We start from the raw sequence: 18934 nt of genomic DNA on the forward strand, positions 1-18934 counted from the left end.
ACGATGGGAGTGACAGTGCGCAAGACTTGAGCTATGAGAAGGATCATGCTGGAGAGAATCTCAATCGTCGAAGGCGACATCACGAAACAAGACGTGGACGCGATTGTGAATGCGGCGAACACGTCGTTGTTGGGTGGCGGCGGTGTGGACGGCGCCATTCATCGGGCCGCGGGGTCGGAGTTGTTGGAGGAATGTCGCTTGTTGAATGGTTGCGCCACCGGCTCGGCGAAGATCACCAAGGGATACAAGCTGGCCGCGCGCTGGGTCATTCACACCATCGGTCCGGTGTGGCGCGATGGGGGGCGCGGCGAAGACGAATTGCTCGCCAGTTGTTATCGGAGTTGCCTGGCCTTGGCCATTCAGCACAGCATTCGCACCATCGCTTTTCCGTCCATCAGCACCGGCGCGTATCGTTTCCCGTTGGAACGTGCGACCGCCATCGCCGTGCGGGAGGTCAAAAACTTTCTGGAGCAGAATTCGACCGTTGAGAAAGTTGTCTTCGTTTGCTTCGGCGACGTCGCCTGCCAATGTTACTCGAACGCCTTGGCGGCTTCTGCGCCGCGCTGAGGAGTCATTGCAATTTCACTTCAATGACTGTGCCGCCGGTCGCAGGCGGGTGAACGGTGACGAGCGGATATTTTTGGCCGGCTGGATCCGACAGCGGCAGCAATCCGTTGCCCACCGAGAGCTTCAGCACATAACCGATTTGATCAAACGCTGCAATCTCGCCAGACTTCGCCGTGAGCGTGACCTGCTTTCCCCAGTGTAACGCATTGCCGTCGCGCTTGGGATTTCCCTGACACCACCAGGACCAATCACCAGCACTACGTCGCCGGATCATGAGGCGACGCTCGCGGCGATTCAGTTCGACGGTGAGCGTCATCTCATTTGAGCTGCCACAGTGGACGACGGCGACGTTACCGTTGTCTTCCAGACTTTGGATGGTGATGTTGGTTTGGCTCGTAGAAGTAACACCGGGTTCGATCAGAACTGGCTGCCCGCCGGCGTGCACAACGAGTTCGCCTTTGCGGACACCGACCAGCAAATCGCCCGGCTTCCATGACGCGCGCAGATACGCCTCGTCCACCGATGGAAAGCGATAGGAAAGTTTTTTCTCGTTCGCTTTGGCCGTCACCTTCGGGTCGTACCAGAGATACGCGTAACCGCCCAACTCGAATAAAAGTTTCTCGCCATGCGGCGTGACGTAACGCGTGTGTTGAATGTGGCCAAGCGAATGATCCCAAAGCGCGAGACGTTGGTAAATTGGCCGGCGATATTCCCGCGCGAGCGCCAGCAGCACCGGCGCGTAATAATCAAGCTGGCCGTAGGACGGTTCCAGGACCACGTTGCTATTGTATTCATCGTAACCGGGATTCTTTTCCGTGGCAACGGACGCCAAAGCCAGATCCGCGTTCATGCTCTTGGCAAATCCTTGGAATAGGTCGCGCCCAGTGACACGGCGCAAGGCGTCTATGAAAAACAAGCGGTAATGCATCGTGGATGCCCAGAATGTTCCGCCTTCGGACTGTGCGCCGTCGTCGGCAAGACCGGTGGGCAACAGGTGTTCCTCGAACTTTTTGGTCGTCACATCGAGCCAGATTTTGGCTTCTGGCGTTTCATCCAGCAGCGCCAGCGCCGTGACCCCGAATGATCCCCATTCCACGATGGCGTGATGCGTGTGAAAGCCCGGCCCGGCAATCGTGGGTGTGCTGAAATAATCAGTGAAATATTTTTGCGCGATGCGGGTGAGAGTTTCCCGGATTTCCTTACGCTCGGCATCCGTGAAACGGTCATAGACGATGTCGTAGCCAACGGCGACGCCTTTCAATAGACGCGCGACGGCGTAAGCTTTGCCGCCGTCCGGTTTGTCGTCGGCCTCGTGTGACCACGCGCGACAACTGGCCAGCACCCACTGGCGCGCCGCGTTGCCGTATTTCTCGTTGCCGCTGAACGCATACGCGAACGCCAGATGTTCGGTGATCGCCAGGTCACCCATGATGGCGTAAAAGCGATCGTAAAGATTTTCGTAGCGCGGATCGGGCGTGACCGGTGCGATCCAGTCGGCACGCGGCGTTTGGGTCAGACACCAATCGGCAGACTGGGCGAGGTTGCGCCAGATGAACTTTCGTTCGCCGTGGAATCTGTCCGCGCGCAATGCCGGCAAATCGTTCGCGGTAAAATAAAGCCGCGGGTGACTCAAATTCGTAGCCGCGTCAACGTGGAAAGCCGCGGCCAGCAAAGACAAGATTGCCGGCAATCCGCAACCAACGGAACGTAGCAGCCGACGTAAGGAGGCTCTAACTTGCTTCTTCATGCATCATCCTACCTTCGTCCTTTTGAATGAGGCTTCTCACGTCAGTTGCTACAAAGTTCATACAGTTAACGGCTATCTGTGTTTGCCGGATTTCAAAATCGGCTTCACGCGCCAGTCGGCGTTGTCCCCGAAGCGCACATTGTTTCCGCCCCAGCCAATCCACTTGTTGCCGTAAAGCGCGCGGATGCCCGCCGTGTAAATCGTCATGGTTGCCAGCAGCGAAATGCAAACCAGCGCCGCCGACTTACGGGTGAGCAGCCCGAAATTGGCCGGGCGGATTTCCGGCGTTTCATCCTGCTGGCGCGCGAAGCCGAGAATCAGCACGGTACAGATGAGGGCGTTGACCATGACCATGCCTTCGGTCGCGATGCGGCTCTCGTGAAAAGCCACCACAGCCTTGGTGAAGTTGGCGATGACGATCAGCCAAAGAAACATCAGGTAGAGGAGTTGCCCTTTGCCGAGCCAGGTCGTCGGCAGCAACGCGACCGGCTGCTTGCGATGTCGCACCAACACCCACACGGTGCAGGCTGTGAACGCCAGCCACATCAACGTGAACCAGCTCCAGGCCGAGAAAGTGATGTTGCCGATGAGCGGTGCACGGAGAAATTCCGCCACCGAATGGAACACGCCTTGCCCGACCGTGCGCACTTCCGTCCAGTCCCGGACGTTTTTGACGATGTTGATGTAGGCAAGAATGTTGAAGATGAACACCACCGCGAAGATTTCTGTCCACGGACGCACGCGCGGTTCGTCGCGCCGGACGGGCAGCCGCGAGGCGAGAATGCCGAGCGGAATGACGATGGCGAGGCCGTAGAGGAAACCCGCAAATTGTTCGAGCGCGATGCTGTGCCAGTTGGCGCCGCGCCAGTGCTTCCAGAATTCAATGACCGCGGCGTTGTTGGTCAGCACGGGATTGCCGGGTGAGATGCAGAGAAGCTTGACGATTTGGGCAGTCGCCAACGCCAGTCCACCGAGTGCTCCCGAAAGCAGTGCGGCGAATACCACCGGCTTCTGGCCGGTCTTGCGGAAGTGGAGAACCAGCCCGATGTAACATCCGAGAATGTTCGCCCAACTGTCGCCGCGTGGCGGCGCGAGCCGGAATCCGCCGACGTCTTGGAACAGCGGCAAATTGGACAACAACACCGGTCCGACAAGGAACACGATGAAGCTCCACAACGCCATGCGAACGAGCAGCGCGGAGCCGGATCGCCATGCGCCGTAGCGCCAGAAATAAATCGCGCCGCCGCCAATCGCGCCGAACAGCCAGCCCAGATGCGCGCTGAGTTTGTAAAACACCACCGGCCAGTTGGTGATCATGTCCTCGGCCAAAAATTTCGGAGCACCGGTCGCGGAATCAAGCATCGTCACATCGCCTTGCGGGTGAACGAGCGCGCCTACGACGGTGGCTTGCCAACCCGTTGCCGCGAGCAACTGTTGAATTCCCCAGCCCACAGCCGCGCCGCCGAGCAGGCACAACAACAATTGCGGGAGTTTGCTGAAACGTCGATCCCACAAATCGAACGCGCACAGGGCAATCAAGGCAAGGACCGCTTCCAGCCATTCGCTGTCCAGCCAGTAAAGTGGATCACGCTGGCGAAAATCGGAGCGATCAGCGCCGAACGCCGCGAACAACCGGTCTTGAAAGTCAAAGGGCGTATCTTGAATGACATATTGCACCGCCCAGATTCCAAAGACCCAAAGCATCGGACGGAAAATGGCCGTGAGCTTTTCGCCCTCCTCGACCGCTGCGTAAGCCGTGGCCGCCCCGCCGATTCCCGCCCAAAGAAACGCCTCCAGGAACGTCGCGAAGAAACCGTACACCTGCGTCGGCAAATGGCCGGAGAAGGTGTAGGAAACGGGAACCATGTAGGCGATTGAACCGCCGAAGCCCCAACCCAGCGCGCCGAAGAACGCGAAATAAGGAACACGCCGCCGCCAATCCTCGCGTCCCGACATCAGCGCCGCAGCGATGGCAGCCAAGGCCCCGGGGATCATGGCGCCGGCTTCGTGACCGTAATTGCCCCGGATGCCCCAGCCGATGGACAGCGACAACAAAACCAGAAGAACAGACGAGGCGCGAAATGATGGTGGTTTCATGATGGCTGGCCTCCGGACAGGAGCGCGGACAGCCTTGTCCGCGAGTTTCGAGGATGGGGTTCGCGCGGACATGGCTGGCCGCGCTCCTGGCGTTGATTCATGGCAAGGACGAGCGGCTGATTGCGAAAATACGCCGCTGCGATCTGAGTCATGAGCGAATTCTTACCAACGCGTCGCGGTGATGGCGAGACTGGATTCGTCAAATAAAGAAATTCAGCAATCAGAAATCGAACGGCGTGGTGTCCTGAACGCGGCTGAGATCAGGATCGTTTCGCGGGGCGGATTGACCATACGAGAGAAACTTGAGAACGCTCGTCCCTCGCCAGCGCCAGTTCTCAGCGTGTCCGTCCATGAACGAGAGCACACAGGATTTGTTGTGGCGGCTGGCCGGCAGATTCCACCAACTGGGGTCGCGACGCGGCGCGATTCCAAAACCGCCGTTGTCGATGCTGTCCTCCTGCTCATCCCAAAAGACGGACTTGACGGTCGGCGGCGGGGCGATGATCTGGGTCGACTTGACCAACCGCGCACCGTCGCCACTCAGCGCGTAATCAATCGCGTAACTGCGGGTGCGAGGAACGCTTTTCGGCGGGAGCGTCAGGGAGCGATCACCGGGGCAACGGTAGATGGCGACCGAACGGTTGTATTTAAAAAGCACTCCTTGTTCGATGTTCGTGGTCGTGGTGTCGCGCTTCGCATCGCCCACGACCCACGAGTCCGCCAGGCTGGCCGTGGGCACGGCGTGGTTCATCGGCAGCACGTCACGGTTGTCGTCCGCATACATGATGTAGCAGACCTGGAGTTGCTTCAAATTATTGAGGCAGCTTGTCTGTTGACCTTTGATCTTTGCCTTCGAGAGCGCGGGCAACAACAGCCCGGCCAGAATCGCGATGATGGCAATGACCACCAACAGTTCAATCAGCGTGAAACCGCGCCTACCGGTTCCGTTCGTGATGCAAAGTTGGTCGTTCATGAAACCGGCTGAACTTCAGCATCAAGTTGCTGGTCGGTCAATGACTCAAATCGGGCTGTTGGAAAAAGAAGAAAACCTCGGACAAAAACGGGTGGCGAATGAAGTCCGATTAGCAATTTGATTATCCCTCTCGTTTAGCGTTCTGAATCCCTTCGGCTTCCTTTATCAATTGAGCAAGGGAAACTTCCAAACCTTTGGCAATAGCTTTTGCCGTATCTAAATTCGGGCTTCGCTCTCCGCGTTCCAAAAGACCGATATACGTTTGGTGGAGTCCCGATTTTTCTGCCAAGGCCGCACGGCTGAGACCTCGTGTCTCTCGGTGTCCTTTAACGACCTGAGAAAAGGCATCAGACAATTCCAAAGGGACGCGCCGCATCCCGTGAAAAATGCCCCGCAGAAATGAAAACAAGCATAAGACATTTGTATTGACTAGGATTCAAAAAACGGTTTTGATTAAAACAAACCAAGAGCCAAAGAAACCATGAACCCTAAATACCTCGCTATTCTAGCGGCGTGCTCTCTAGCCGCCGTTTCACTCCAAGCCCAAGATCAGTTCACCAACGGGCTGGTGGCATATTATCCGTTCAACGGGAACGTGAATGATGAGAGTGGATTTGGGAGAAACGAAATCATTTACGGGGATGCGACACTAACTTCTGACCGTTTTGGTGTATCAGGGAGGGCTTATGCCTTCGATGGCACGAATGACTGGCTTCGTTCCTCCTCTCCTATCAACGATGTCACAAATAATTTCACGATGACTATATGGTTCAGAGCCAGCGAGGTACATCGGACAAATGAGTTCGGGCCTTGCATCATTTTCCCTGCTCACGGTGCCGCAACTTGGGGCGACTCTAGCGTTGGCGCGGGAATATCGGCAGGCACTAATCAAATAGGCGTGTGGGAACATACTCATAATTACAACCCCAAGGTAATGCAGTTGGACGGCTATTTTCCAAATTGGACAATGGTGACGTTGGTTTACTCGAATCGAATACCATTCTTATACACAAACGGTATTTTGGCCGCAGTGGGCAACCAGAGTTCACAGAGTCCAGTCAGACCTTCAAACGGTCAGGCGTTGACCTCGTCGCTTTATGGGAACGAAGAGGGCGGGTTCGGAGGATATCATCAGGTAGGTGGAGGGGGGTCTTTTTTCAAAGGAAGTTTGGACGACATCCGAATCTACAATCGGACGCTCTCCGATCAAGAAGTGCAGCAGCTCTATAATTACGAGGTAAATCCCATTCCGTTTCTGACTGTTGCGGTAAAGACGATCCGGTTAAGTATGTTTGTTGCACTGGGCAAAACGAATCAGCTTGAATCCTCCAGTAATTTGATTACTTGGACAAACTACGGCTCACCGTTCACGGCTACTAATTCCGTTATGTATCAGGATGTGGACGTTTCGAACGGCCAGCGATTCTTCCGAATTAAGGAAGTTGGACCGTGAAAGCCATGTTTGGTTTGTCCCTATAAAACAGCCACCGCCTCGATTTCGATTTGGTTGCCCGGTGGCGCAAGTTCCGTCACGCCCACGGCGGTCGAGGCGGGATAAGGCTTCACGAGATATTCCTTGCGCACTTTGCGATAGACCGGCAGGTCACGGCTGAAGTGCGTGAAGTAAGCGCGCAGGATCACAATGTTCGCCATCGAGCCACCGGCCTGTTCGACGATCACCTTGATGCGCTCGAACGTCTGGCGGAACTGCGTCTCCATGTCGGCGTTGTAATCGCGCGGGCCTTGCCCGGAGATGAACACCAGACGCTGGCCTTCGGCAAGGATGCCCGGCGTGTAACCCACATCAGCTGCGGGAGCATCGGGCGGATTCAGACCTTTGATCTTCATTGCGGGAGAGGAAGCAGTCCTCGGCTTGGCGTCGCCGGCTGCGTTGGCGATTGACGGAAGTCCACCTGCAAGCCCGAGCAGCCCGGCGGCGAGAAACGTTCGACGGTCGTGTGAACGGTTGCGTGAACGTTTGGATTTCATTTTAGCACTAGTATGGCCTTGCGCCATGCCCCGATTCATTCGCACCTTGGTATGTGGCGAGCCGCGAATTCAAAGGGAAGCGTCTTCGACCGTCGAATTTCTTCGTAATAATCATAACGGCAGTTTGATGCCCGACAAGCGCTGATACATTTCTATCGCGTACCTATCCGTCATTCCTGACACAAAGTCTGTAAGGGCGAGGATTCTTTCATATCTGGTCAATTTATCGATTACTTTCTCGTTGGACTCTTTCGAGAATTTGTTGTCTTTGAAGAGCATCCCCCTCGGGAAGATTTGCCTCAGCTTTTCATTTTCTTTCCCGGTTCCATTTAACACAACAGCGCCCCAAAATATATCCAATAAGCCGCCTAGGGTTTTGAAACCGGCCAGTTCAATCTGCAAAACTCTTTGGTCAGTGTAAACGTGCCGTTCGATAAGCGCTCGAATCGTTTTGAATGAGCCTCTATAGTTCTTGTCAATCCGTGCGATCAGTTCGTCCTTCATCGTGCCACTTTCAATCACCGCCAAATTACGCATGAACACACGGACGCATTCTTTAACCAGCGTGTTTACGGCGGCTGCGCGCAGTTTTCGGATCAAAACATCCTCTGGTGCGCCATTCCTTCGCGCGTAATCATAATCCCTTCTGCTTTCAGCGTCCATTAGAGCCCTCATCGGCGGCGCAATCGTCTTGAACCCCAGCAGGTTCAGCTTGTGAGCATCCTCCAAGTCAACCAGCCCATAGCAGATGTCGTCTGCAGCTTCGAGTAAAAACGCCAGAGGGTGTCGCGCATATACTCCGTCACTACGGCGGATCATCCGAAGATGGTTAAACGCCTTTATTGCCCACGGTCGTTCAGCATTGAAATACCCGAATTTCTTTTTTGAAACGTCCTTATCATTTTTGTCGCTCCCATGTGGAAGGGTTGAAGGACAGGGATATTTCATCATGGCTCCGATGAGCGCGAATGTAGGAGAAACGCCGCCCATCCTGCGGAAATGTCTCGTAAGGATTCGAAAGCCTTGCGCATTTCCCTCGAACGATTGCAGATCGTTTACCTCATGGTTCGATTCTAGTGAGCTGGTATGGTTCTCAGCCCACTTCCGAATCGCATCTTCTCCTGAGTGGCCGAAAGGGGGATTGCCGAGATCATGGGCCAAGCAGGCCGATGCCACAAGAGTTCCAAATTCTTGAGGGGAGGGTAAATGCTTGTCTGTGATCTGGCGGCCATGCAGTGAAAGACGCAGGTGTAAATGCTTACCAGCCAAGATTCCTAGCGTCCTTCCAACGGATGCGACTTCTAAGGTATGTGTAAGCCGTGTGCGCGTATAGTCTGTGACTGAAAATGGGAAGACCTGTGTTTTGTCCTGCAACCGTCGGAACGCGCTGGAGTAGATGATTCGGCCATAGTCACGCTCAAATTCCGAACGAATCATGTCAGTTTGTCTTCTGGGCTCTCCACACAAACGCTCATCAGAAAGCAAGGACTGCCATAGTTTGAGTTTTTCGGAACTCATCGCTGATTTGATATAACAACTGATCCAGTCTTGCGTGCTTCCGGTAAGGCGGCACCATCTAACGCGGCGCGGCGGCAACTCGTTTTGCGATGGTGTCGAGGTCAACAATCGCGGCGCGGTTGCCGGCTTTCTTCACGAGTTCACAAACCAGTTCGATGGCTTTGAACTCCGGGTCGCTCGGATACAGCACGGAAGGATGCGAGAGCAGGTCGAACACGGCGCGATGTTCGATGGCCCATTCGACGCCGAGGCGGATCGCCTTGAGAAAATGTTCCAGCTTCCAACGTCCGTTGCGGAACGCGCCGATGTCGCTGATGGGACTCATCGGAACATCAATCAGTCCGGTCGGATAGACGAACGGTTGCGCGGCCTGTTGCGCTTTCACGATGTTGTCAAACACGTCGGGCGTCGGGTCCTTGCCCACTTCGCCGTACAGATGCACGGGATATTTGCAGCTCACCCATTTGAATCCGAGATCGAGCATCATCTGCTGCACGTCGGTTCGACCGTTCAATCCATCGGCAAAACCGCCGGGTGTGCGGAAGCCCGCCGGGCCGAAACCGAGCCGTGTGCGCATGGCGTCGGTGCAAAGCTGGATGTTTTCGCGAATCACCTGCGCCGGAGTTTTGCCTGCGATCAACCACGGCGCGCGGGCAAAGCGATATTGAATGTCCTGCGGCTTGGTCGCCAGAACAAAGACGTGATCGTAAGTGTGGTTGCCGATAGGATGGCCAGCCTCATGGAGTGCCTTCATCCAGTCCACGTTTTCCTGCTCAAAAACCTGGCCGACGGCAAAGAAGTGAATGACGCCGCCGTGCGCTTTGACGCGGCGGGCGGCTTCGACGGCGTAACGTTTGGCTTCGTCGTTGAGGTTTCCTTTTTCGTAATCCCAATGCATGTCCTCCCAGCGCGGAAAGTTGCGCGCCATTTCGAGATCGAGCGTGATGGCGATGAGTGCCTTGTCGCGTGAAGGCGGAGCAGCTTGGGCCAGCGCGCTCGCACCTCCAAAACCTGCCGCGACGCCGGCCATCGAAACGGTTCGGAGAAATTCGCGACGCGATGTTGCATTGTCGCCGTAGCCGCCGACGTCAGTCGGCGCTGACTTTATCCTGCTGACAGAATGCGCCGACTGACGTCGGCGGCTACGCGCCGGGGGCAATTCCAGTGCCGGGTGGGAAGTTCGGATCGGCAGGGACAGGCTATTTCTTTCTTGGTTCATACTTGATCCATGAGATTTGGGTGACGAGTTGATTGAGCGAGGCAAACGCAATGTGCGCACTGGTCGCAATTTTCGGCGTGTCATGCGCCGGGAACGTAGCCAGCGTGGCGTCGCCGACGAGAAACACGTTGAAATCCTTCGAGAGATTCTCGTAGCCCGCGCACGTCTTCGCGTAGCACATGTCCGTGGCGTAGCCGGTCAACAGGACATGGCGGACGCCGTTGGCGCGGAGAAACTCGCGCAACTTGTCGTAGCCCTCGGCGTCATAAACCACCACATCGTCGGGAAACACCGTGATGTCGCGCGTGACGGGAATGGGTAGGTCCCAGAACCCGGCATTGTTGAAACGCGCAGTCGCGTCGAGACCGGGGAACTGTTTGAAGTAATCGACCACTGGTTTGTCCTCGGAAAGCTTGATCGTCGAGGGCAACGGCTCGCCGCGATAGTTGAACCCGCGTAGTTTCGCGTCGAGTTCTTGCGCACCTTGCTTGCGCTCCTCCGGGCCGGGATTGTGCGTGAACGAGCGATACATCTTGCGACGGATCGGATCACAACTGCCCGGCAAACTGTAAAGCACGGCGGCCACCTTGCCGCGAAGCGATTTATGGAAGGGATCGATCACGGTGCGCGTGTGCTTCGCCGCGAGATGGTTTTTTGCCGGCGTGCAAAAGTCTGCCACACCCGCCGGCTCCGGCGTGTCCCAACCCTGGCCGTCATCGATGCCCCAAGGATGCACCATGATGATGGCCGTCTGGCTGGCGCGAAGATGATTCGGCGCTTCGATGATGCCACGCGCGTTGTAGCTCCAGCGCCAGGCGCGCACGTGGAGGTCGGCGTCCGGATCATTCACGATGGCCGGCGCTTCCCATCGATTCGTCTCGCGGACCGGCTCGACCCATTCCGGATGGTCCGCGAGCAACGGCTTCGGATGTTTGATAGGAATGAGTTTGTTGTCGTAAGTGCGCGACGGTTCGCTGGCGCGGGTCAAATGCGCGCCGAAAACGAGAATCAGCAAGCTTTGGAGAATGGATGCAGGGCGCATAATTTTTCGGTAGTTCAGACTCCAATGTAGGCAGTCGATCACCTGGCCGTCAATTTCAACTTTAGTCAGAGCTGTCAGCAATTTGTCGGCGGTGTCGGCTTGATTTTTTGGGAGAAATGGCTTCTTTTGGACCTGTTCCCGGGATCAAATGCGAGACATGACCAAGCGCAACTAAATTTTGCTTATGAAAAACTTCTCACGAACCATCGCTGCAATCATCGCAATCACCTGGCTGCTTAGCGGCGCCACGCAAATCCGCGCCCAAGGCACGGCTTTCACGTATCAAGGCCGCCTTGCCGACACCGGCAGCCCCGCCAACGGTAATTATGACCTGAGGTTCACGGTTTACGATTCAACCAATAGTCCCGGCACGATCATCGCCGGGCCGCTCACCAATGCGCCGACCGTGGTGAGCAACGGTTTGTTCACCGTGAAGCTGGATTTCGGCGCGAGCGTGTTCACCGGCGCGGCGCGCTGGCTGGAGATTGCGGTGCGTACCAACGGCAGCGGCGCTTTCGCCACTCTCACGCCGCGTCAGCATTTAACGCCGACCCCGTATGCGATTTATGCCGGAGGCGCGAACGCCGCCGGCATCAGCGGAACACTTCCGGCCACCACTCTCAACGGCACCTACACCAACGCCGTCAACTTCAACAATGGCGCGAACAGTTTTGACGGAAGTTTCTACGGACAATTCTTCGGATCGAGTTTCATTGGCGGCAATTTCGTCGGCAATTTCATTGGCACGGGAAGTGGTTTGGCCGACGTTTGGCACACCGGCGGCAATCTCGGGACCACGGCGGGCGTGAACTTCCTCGGCACTACGGACAATGAGCCGCTCCAACTGCACGTCAATGGTCAACGTGTCCTGCGATTGGAACCAGTTTCGGACTTGACTGGATTTCTTCCCAATGTGATTGGAGGCAAGGACAATTACGTTGTCCCGGGCACGACCGGCGCATTCATCGGTGGTGGTGGCGGCGTCGGTCTCTCCAACACGATCGCGTCCACGGAAGGTGTCATTGCCGGAGGGTTTTTGAACCACATCGAAGCGGGCAATGCTCATGCCAGCGCGATCGGTGGTGGTTTTGACAACACCATCGAATTTGGCGCGGCGCGGTCGGTGATCGCTGGAGGCCATGCCAACCGCATCGGCACGAATGCGACAGGGGCGGTGGTCAGCGGCGGCGAAGTGAATGATGTGTTGGATGGGGCGTTCTGGGGAACCATCGGCGGTGGTTTCTTAAACACCATTCAGCCGAACGCTTCTTATTCCACCATTGGTGGCGGCGTGCAAAATACTATTCAGACCAACGCCTCTTATTCCTTCATCGGCGGTGGTTCTGGTAATCTGATTCTGCCAACGGCCGCTGTCTCGGTTATCGGCGGCGGCTTCGGCAACACCAATGGTGGTCTCTGGGCCACAATTCCCGGCGGTTACGCCAATGTCGCCAGCGGGACTTTCAGCTTCGCTGCCGGACACCAGGCCAAGGCGCGCCATGACGGGGCGTTTGTTTGGGCGGACTCCACCTCGGCTGATTTTGTGTCCACCGCCAGCGACCAATTCCTGGTCCGCGCATCCGGCGGATTATTTTTTTATAACGGCGCTCCCGGCGTCAATGTGGATCAGTTCAACGCGAACAATGGCGATATCGGTTACGCCTTAAGGTTTGGCATCGGCAGCGGGGAAGGGATCGGTTCCAAACGCACGCCTGGCGGTAACCAGTATGGCTTGGATTTTTACACACAATTTACCAATCGGATGGCAATTACTCAGAGTGGCCTTGTCGGCATCGGTACAAATAATCCAGCGGCGGCCCTGCACGTAGTGGGCGGCGGTACCACCAACCTTGCCCTCAAAATCTCGAATGGCGGCATCTCTGTTTCTGGTGCCGGCATCGGCACGAGTACGCCTGCGTTTGTTCATCGGGCATCGGCCGCAAATATCGAGGGCGGCGCCACGCATCGGACGACCATTACTCATCCGCTGACGGATGGCGATCATGACGCCATCCTCATCGTCACGCCCAACTACAATCCCGGCGAAACTGGAAACATACTCGACACTCACCCTATCGGAGTTTTCTACAACTCGTCACTGTCAAAATGGCAAATCTTCCACCAGGACTTCGCGGCGGTGACAACGGATGCTGCCTACAACGTACTGGTAATCAAACCTTGATTCTGGAATTACCAATTATGAAATCGCATCCAAGATTCTGCAGATATTCAACATTGCTCTCGCCTTTCCTCGCATTGGCTTTGGCGGCGCTCACTATTCGGACTGAAGCACAGCCATTCTCAATCGACTGGTTCACGATCGACAGCGGCGGCGGCACGAGCACGGGCGGCGTGTATGTCGTCAGCGGCACCGTTGGCCAACCGGACGCGGGCGCGACGATGAGCGGCGGGAATTATTCGGTGGACGGTGGATTCTGGAGTTTCATCGCCGCCGTGCAAACGCCGGGTGCACCGTTACTCTCCATCCGACTCACAACCACGAACACTGTGGCTGTTTCCTGGCCGTCGCCTTCCACCGGTTTCACGCTTCAGCAAAACACCAACGGTCTGGGGACTGTCAACTGGAGCAACATTGTCATCACGCCAAGCGACGATGGCACGACCAAGACTATCATTGTGAACCCGCCGACGGGGAACAGGTTTTATCGGTTGAAGAATCCGTAGCTGGTGCTGTCAAGCGGCGGCTGATCCGCTTTTTCCCAACGAGGGCAAGGCTGATCTCTTTCACCCGCAGACGCTCTTCCGCGGCTGTTGATGCGGCATAAACTTCGGGCGCCGATTGACAATCCACTTGCTTTCCCAGCGGATTCAGGCCTCAACTAAATCGTTCCGGTGAATTGCACGATGACTGCCAAAAAACCTTTTTAACCAAGCCACACTTATGAAGACATCTTTCCTCACTATCCGTAACCTCGGCGCAGCAGCGCTGCTGTTCACTTTCATCATTCTTCATTCAGCCTTCTGCGTTCCGGCTTTCGCCCAAGGCACCGCCTTCACGTATCAAGGACGGCTGACCGACGGCACGAATGTCGCCAGCGGCCCCGTCGAGTTGCAGTTGACCTTGTGGAACGCCCTGACCGGCGGCGCGCAAGTGGCCGCCGCGGTGCCGACGAGCACCGTCGTCACTGTCACCAACGGCCTGTTCACCATGCCCGTGGATTTCGGGGCGGCGGCATTCAACGGTGCCGACCGCTACGTGCAGATCGAATTGCGTACCACGATTGGACCCTTCACCCTGTTGTCTCCCCGGCAGAAAATCAGCGCGGCGCCCTACGCCGTCCTGGCGGGCAATGTGGCGGCGGGCGGGATTGCCTCGGGCACTTATTCAAGCGCCGTGACGTTCAGTAACTTCGCCAACGTGTTCAACGGCACGTTCACGGGTAACGGCGGCGGGCTGTCCAATTTGAACGCGACCAGCCTCGGTGGATTGAGCGCTTCGAACTTCTGGAAACTCGGCGGGAACGCCGGCACGACTGCGGGCGTGAATTTCCTCGGCACCACGGATAATCAGGCTTTGGAATTAAAGGCCAACGGCCAGCGAACCTTGCGGCTGGAGCCGATCACCGTTACCAACGTTATTCCGGGTGCTTCCATAATTTATTCCAATGCGCCGAATGTGATTGGCGGTACTTCGCTCAACGGAGTGGGCGCCGGAGTAGCGGGCGCATTTATTGGAGGCGGTGGAATCGGTGGACTTTACGCGGACCAAGGCGCTGGCTATGTTTTTTATGGTGCCTTTACCAACCGGGTCTCGGCGAACTTTTCGGCTATCGTTGGAGGTTATCTCAATATTATCCAGACGAACGCCGACGGCTCGGCCATCGGAGGCGGCACCGGCAACAACATCCAAAACGGCTCTGGTCCCGGTGTAATTGGCGGAGGCTCCGGCAATACCATGACCAATGCGTATGCTGCGACCATCGGCGGTGGCTCCGGCAACAGGATCGAAAGCGTCGGGAATTTCACCACGATTGCCGGCGGCGTGGACAATGCCATCACGGCTGATGCGCCTTCCGCCACGATCGGCGGCGGAACCGACAACACGAACCGCGCCTCTACCGGCACCATTGGCGGCGGGTCCCGTAACCTCATCGGAACCACCGCGTCTGGCGCAACCATCAGCGGGGGCAACGAAAACACGGCCGGCGGCGGATACGCGACCGTCGCGGGAGGCAATCAGAACATCGCTAGCGGCCCAAGCGCGACCGTGGGCGGTGGCTACAATAACAACAGCAGCTTGGACTACGCGACGGTGGGCGGCGGCTACCAAAACAACAGCAGCTTCTTCGCGACGACGGTGGGCGGCGGCCAGTATAACATCAGCAGCGCCTCCTATGCGACCGTGCCCGGCGGCTTGTCAAATAACGCAGCCGGCCTCTTCAGTTTTGCGGCCGGTCGCCGCGCCAAAGCCAATCACCGGGGCGCTTTTGTCTGGGCCGATGCCACCGATGCCGATTTTGCTTCGTCGGCCGACAATCAGTTTCTCATCCGCGCCGCCGGTGGCGTTGTGCTCAGTGACAGCACGCCCGCGATTTCCTTCGGCACCACCACGCGCCAGATGCTTGACTTTTACGGCCTCGGCTTCGGCATGGGCGTGCAGACCGCCACGTTGTATGCGCGCTCCAACACGCGCTTCTCCTGGTTCGTAGGCGGCGTGCACAGCGATCTGGAGAACAACGCGGGCGGGGGCACCGTGGCGATGACGCTCACCACTGCCGGCCTCACGGTCAATGGCACGTTCGTGAGCGCAAGCGACCGCAATGCGAAAGAACAATTCGAGCCGCTGAACCCGCGCGAGGTGTTGGACAAAGTCGCCATGCTGCCGCTTTCCAAATGGAGCTACAAGCAGGACTCCGCCACGCGCCATCTCGGCCCGATGGCGCAGGATTTTTACGCTGCCTTCGGCGTCGGTCCCGACGACAAACACATTGCCACCGTGGACGCCGACGGCGTGGCGCTGGCGGCGATTCAAGGATTGAACCAGAAACTGGCAGACGAATTAAAACAGAAGGAAACGGAGATAACGGAGTTGAAGCAAAGGCTGGCGAAACTGGAACAACTGATGAACCACAAGCACGGAGGGGCGAAATGAAAAACTCCAAATTTCAGGCTCCAACATCCAGAGAAGTTCCAAGCACCAAACAGGCAACCGGCGTTGCAGCCCGAGATGGGAGCTTGAAGCTTGGAGCTTCTCTGGTGCTTGGATGTTGCTGCTTGGCGCTTCTGCCTTGCGAGAGCGCCCGCGCTCAGTCTTACCGCATAGATTGGTTCACGATTGACGGCGGCGGCGGCTCGAGCACCGGCGGCGTTTATTCCGTCAACTGCACCATCGGCCAGCCTGATGCCGGACCGACATTAAGCGGCGGCAACTTCACCGTGGACGGCGGTTTTTGGAGTCTCATTGCCGCCGTGCAAACGCCCGGCGCACCGTTTTTGTCTATCCGACTCACGACGACGAACACCGTGGCCGTCTCCTGGCCGTCGCCATCCACCGGTTTCACGCTCCAGCAAAACACGAACGCACTCGCGACGGTGAACTGGAGCAACGTGGTCGCCACGCCGGACGACGACGGCACGACCAAGACTATCATTGTGAACCCGCCGACGGGGAACAGGTATTATCGGCTGAAGAGTCCGTAGATTCGATCACGCGTTCGTCAATTCGAACCTGGTCATTCTCTTTCAAGAAGAAGGACTTGCTTGTTGGGCTGAAAAAGGATTCCATGTTCGAGTTCCCTGAAGCCATGCAATACCGGTAGAATCTTCGTTTAACCAAACATCACCAATGAAAACATCCCCGATCACCTTCTTTAGCTTTGCCGTCGCTATGTTTCTGGTCTGCGGCGCAACTGACCTGCATGCCCAAGGCACGGCGTTCACGTATCAGGGTCGGCTGACGGACAACGGAAGCCCGGCCAATGGCAGCTACGACCTGCGGTTTTATTTGCGCGACGCCGCGACGTTCGGGAATCCCGTCGGCACGACGAACACCGTTGCGCCCGTCGCCGTCAGCAACGGTCTGTTCACGGTGGCGCTGGATTTTGGCGCAGGAATATTCACCGGCCCGGCGCGCTGGCTGGAAATCGGCATTCGCACCAACGGCAGCGTGGCGTCCTACGCCACTCTCAGCACGCGGCAGGCATTAACACCCGCGCCCTACGCGATCTTTGCCAACAGTTCGTCGAATGTGGTGAACGGCTCCGTGGTGAAAAGTCTCAACACTCTGAAAGACGATGTTGCGCTGGCGGCGGGCGCGAATGTGACCATTACACCCAGTGGCAACACGCTGACGATTGCATCGACCGGCGGCGGTGGCAGCGGCCCTTGGTTGCTCAACGGATCAAGTGCTTACTACAACGGCGGCAGAGTTGGCATAGGCACGACCACTCCCGCGGCGGCGCTGGAAGTCAACGACCCGAATGGCAACGCGCTGCTTTATGTTACTGCGCCCAGGCCCAATCTCATTTTTCGCGATACCATTGCTGGAAATGCCCGCGGCGTCATCGGCGGTTTCGACGGCGGCCTGCGCTTCTACACCGAAAGCTGGGAGACCGGCGCCAATCCGTCCGCATACATGGCGTTCACTACCAACGGCAATCTCGGCATTGGTACAATCACGCCGTTGAGCGCGCTGCATATTTCCGGCGTCGCGGATGCCGTGCGCCTGACAGGATCCAAGCCTTTCCTCACGTTGGAAGATACTTCCGCCGGCCTCTATTCTCGCATTCAGTCGGACGGTGGAGGGATGAATTTCAAGACCCAAGGGGCGGTCACCGGCAGCAACCCTGGCGGCCTGATTCATCTGGACGGTGTCGGCAACGTCGGCATTGGGACAACAACTCCAAATCATCACTTGAGCATTTTGAATTATGCGGGTGGTCCGACGTGGACCGCGAATGGCTGGATTGGCGCCGTCGAACTGGACAACGCTGCGGCCATTGGCTGGCGCTCCAACGGAGGAGGGCAGAGATTTGGCATGGGCCATTCCGGCGGAGGATTTTATCTGTTTCGCACGGCAAGCGATCCGGGCACGACTGGCGGCGCAGCGGTGTACGATGTTGTCGTGAATGATTCGGGCAACGTCGGCATCGGCACGACCACACCCACCAGCAAACTGGAAATCGCGGCGCAGGATGGAATGAAAATAACCGGCTTTCAACCGTTCCTGACTTTGCGCGACAGCAACGCCGGCAATGCGCGTGGTGTCATCCAAACGGTTTCAGGTGGTTTGCTCTTTTTCACTGAAAGCTATCTGAGCGGCGCCAACCTCAACAACTCCATGGCCCTGGCAAATTCCGGCAATTTCAGCGTCAAGAACATCACGATACGCGGAGGAGCAGACGTCGCAGAACCCTTTGAGTTTACTTCAGAACACATCCCGGCAGGTGCAGTCGTGATCATTGATGATGAACATCCCGGAAAACTGAAACTCACTTCACACGCTTACGACACGCGTGTCGCGGGTATTGTCAGTGGCGCCAATGGCGTAAGCCCCGGAATCAGTTTGCATCAGGAAGGCATTTTGGAAGGCGGGCAAAACGTCGCGCTGAGTGGTCGCGTGTATGTCCTCGCCGACGCCTCGCGTGGGAGAATCAAGGCGGGTGACCTGCTCACAACTTCAGACACACCCGGCTATGCGATGAAGGCAGTTGATCATGCCAAGGCTCAAGGTGCCATTCTAGGAAAAGCAATGAGCGGGCTGAAAGATGGCAAAGGCATGGTGCTCACTCTGGTGACGCTTCAATAACTCTCAACGAAGCT

The 18934-nt window shown here is 57.0% G+C and carries 15 protein-coding genes; 7 read left to right on the forward strand and 8 right to left on the reverse strand.

Annotated features, from left to right (window positions below; genetic code table 11):
* Positions 1-45 precede the first annotated feature (45 nt).
* Positions 46-567: an O-acetyl-ADP-ribose deacetylase gene (locus tag HY298_08415; protein ID MBI3850296.1), complete on the forward strand. Its 522-nt coding sequence runs from the start codon at positions 46-48 to the stop codon at positions 565-567.
* 4 nt (positions 568-571) lie between these two features.
* Here HY298_08415 and HY298_08420 read toward each other — a convergent pair whose 3' ends face one another.
* The 4 genes from HY298_08420 to HY298_08435 form a co-directional block, all read right to left on the reverse strand.
* On the reverse strand, positions 572-2245 hold the full coding sequence (locus HY298_08420; GenBank protein MBI3850297.1) for a DUF4962 domain-containing protein: 1674 nt from the start codon (positions 2243-2245) through the stop codon (positions 572-574).
* A 141-nt stretch (positions 2246-2386) separates the two neighbouring features.
* Positions 2387-4411, reverse strand: a complete 2025-nt coding sequence (locus HY298_08425; protein MBI3850298.1) for a hypothetical protein — start codon at positions 4409-4411, stop codon at positions 2387-2389.
* Positions 4412-4631: 220 nt separating this feature from the next.
* Positions 4632-5384 carry a type II secretion system protein gene (locus HY298_08430; GenBank protein MBI3850299.1) on the reverse strand — a complete coding sequence of 251 codons (753 nt, stop codon included), beginning with the start codon at positions 5382-5384 and terminating at the stop codon, positions 4632-4634.
* 121 nt (positions 5385-5505) lie between these two features.
* Positions 5506-5760, reverse strand: a complete 255-nt coding sequence (locus tag HY298_08435) for a helix-turn-helix transcriptional regulator (protein ID MBI3850300.1) — start codon at positions 5758-5760, stop codon at positions 5506-5508.
* 105 nt (positions 5761-5865) lie between these two features.
* Between HY298_08435 and HY298_08440 the strand changes: the two genes are divergently transcribed.
* On the forward strand, positions 5866-6837 hold the full coding sequence (locus tag HY298_08440) for a hypothetical protein (GenBank protein ID MBI3850301.1): 972 nt from the start codon (positions 5866-5868) through the stop codon (positions 6835-6837).
* Positions 6838-6857: 20 nt separating this feature from the next.
* Here the strand turns inward: HY298_08440 and HY298_08445 are convergent, their stop codons facing one another.
* From HY298_08445 to HY298_08460, 4 genes are all read right to left on the reverse strand, one after another.
* Entirely contained in the window at positions 6858-7373 is a 516-nt protein-coding gene (locus HY298_08445) for a hypothetical protein (protein ID MBI3850302.1), read from the reverse strand.
* 111 nt (positions 7374-7484) lie between these two features.
* Positions 7485-8891, reverse strand: coding sequence for a dNTP triphosphohydrolase (gene dgt / locus HY298_08450; GenBank protein MBI3850303.1), 1407 nt, complete (start codon positions 8889-8891; stop codon positions 7485-7487).
* Between the two features lie 58 nt (positions 8892-8949).
* Positions 8950-10110: a polysaccharide deacetylase family protein gene (locus HY298_08455; protein ID MBI3850304.1), complete on the reverse strand. Its 1161-nt coding sequence runs from the start codon at positions 10108-10110 to the stop codon at positions 8950-8952.
* Positions 10091-11152, reverse strand: coding sequence for an isochorismatase family protein (locus HY298_08460; protein ID MBI3850305.1), 1062 nt, complete (start codon positions 11150-11152; stop codon positions 10091-10093). The genes HY298_08455 and HY298_08460 overlap by 20 nt, the downstream gene beginning before the upstream one ends.
* A 184-nt stretch (positions 11153-11336) precedes the next feature.
* Between HY298_08460 and HY298_08465 the strand changes: the two genes are divergently transcribed.
* The 5 genes from HY298_08465 to HY298_08485 all read left to right on the forward strand — a co-directional run bounded on the left by HY298_08465 (position 11337) and on the right by HY298_08485 (position 18920).
* Positions 11337-13334, forward strand: a complete 1998-nt coding sequence (locus HY298_08465) for a hypothetical protein (protein MBI3850306.1) — start codon at positions 11337-11339, stop codon at positions 13332-13334.
* A gap of 17 nt (positions 13335-13351) precedes the next feature.
* Positions 13352-13837, forward strand: coding sequence for a hypothetical protein (locus HY298_08470; GenBank protein MBI3850307.1), 486 nt, complete (start codon positions 13352-13354; stop codon positions 13835-13837).
* 217 nt (positions 13838-14054) lie between these two features.
* Entirely contained in the window at positions 14055-16265 is a 2211-nt protein-coding gene (locus HY298_08475; GenBank protein MBI3850308.1) for a tail fiber domain-containing protein, read from the forward strand.
* A gap of 122 nt (positions 16266-16387) precedes the next feature.
* Positions 16388-16813 carry a hypothetical protein gene (locus HY298_08480; protein ID MBI3850309.1) on the forward strand — a complete coding sequence of 142 codons (426 nt, stop codon included), beginning with the start codon at positions 16388-16390 and terminating at the stop codon, positions 16811-16813.
* Between the two features lie 145 nt (positions 16814-16958).
* The gene (locus HY298_08485) at positions 16959-18920 is read left to right on the forward strand and encodes a hypothetical protein (protein MBI3850310.1); all 1962 of its coding nucleotides are present in this window, start codon (positions 16959-16961) and stop codon (positions 18918-18920) included.
* The last annotated feature ends 14 nt before the right edge of the window (positions 18921-18934 follow it).

The sequence above is a fragment of the Verrucomicrobiota bacterium genome (assembly GCA_016200005.1).
Taxonomy (GTDB): domain Bacteria; phylum Verrucomicrobiota; class Verrucomicrobiia; order Limisphaerales; family PALSA-1396; genus PALSA-1396.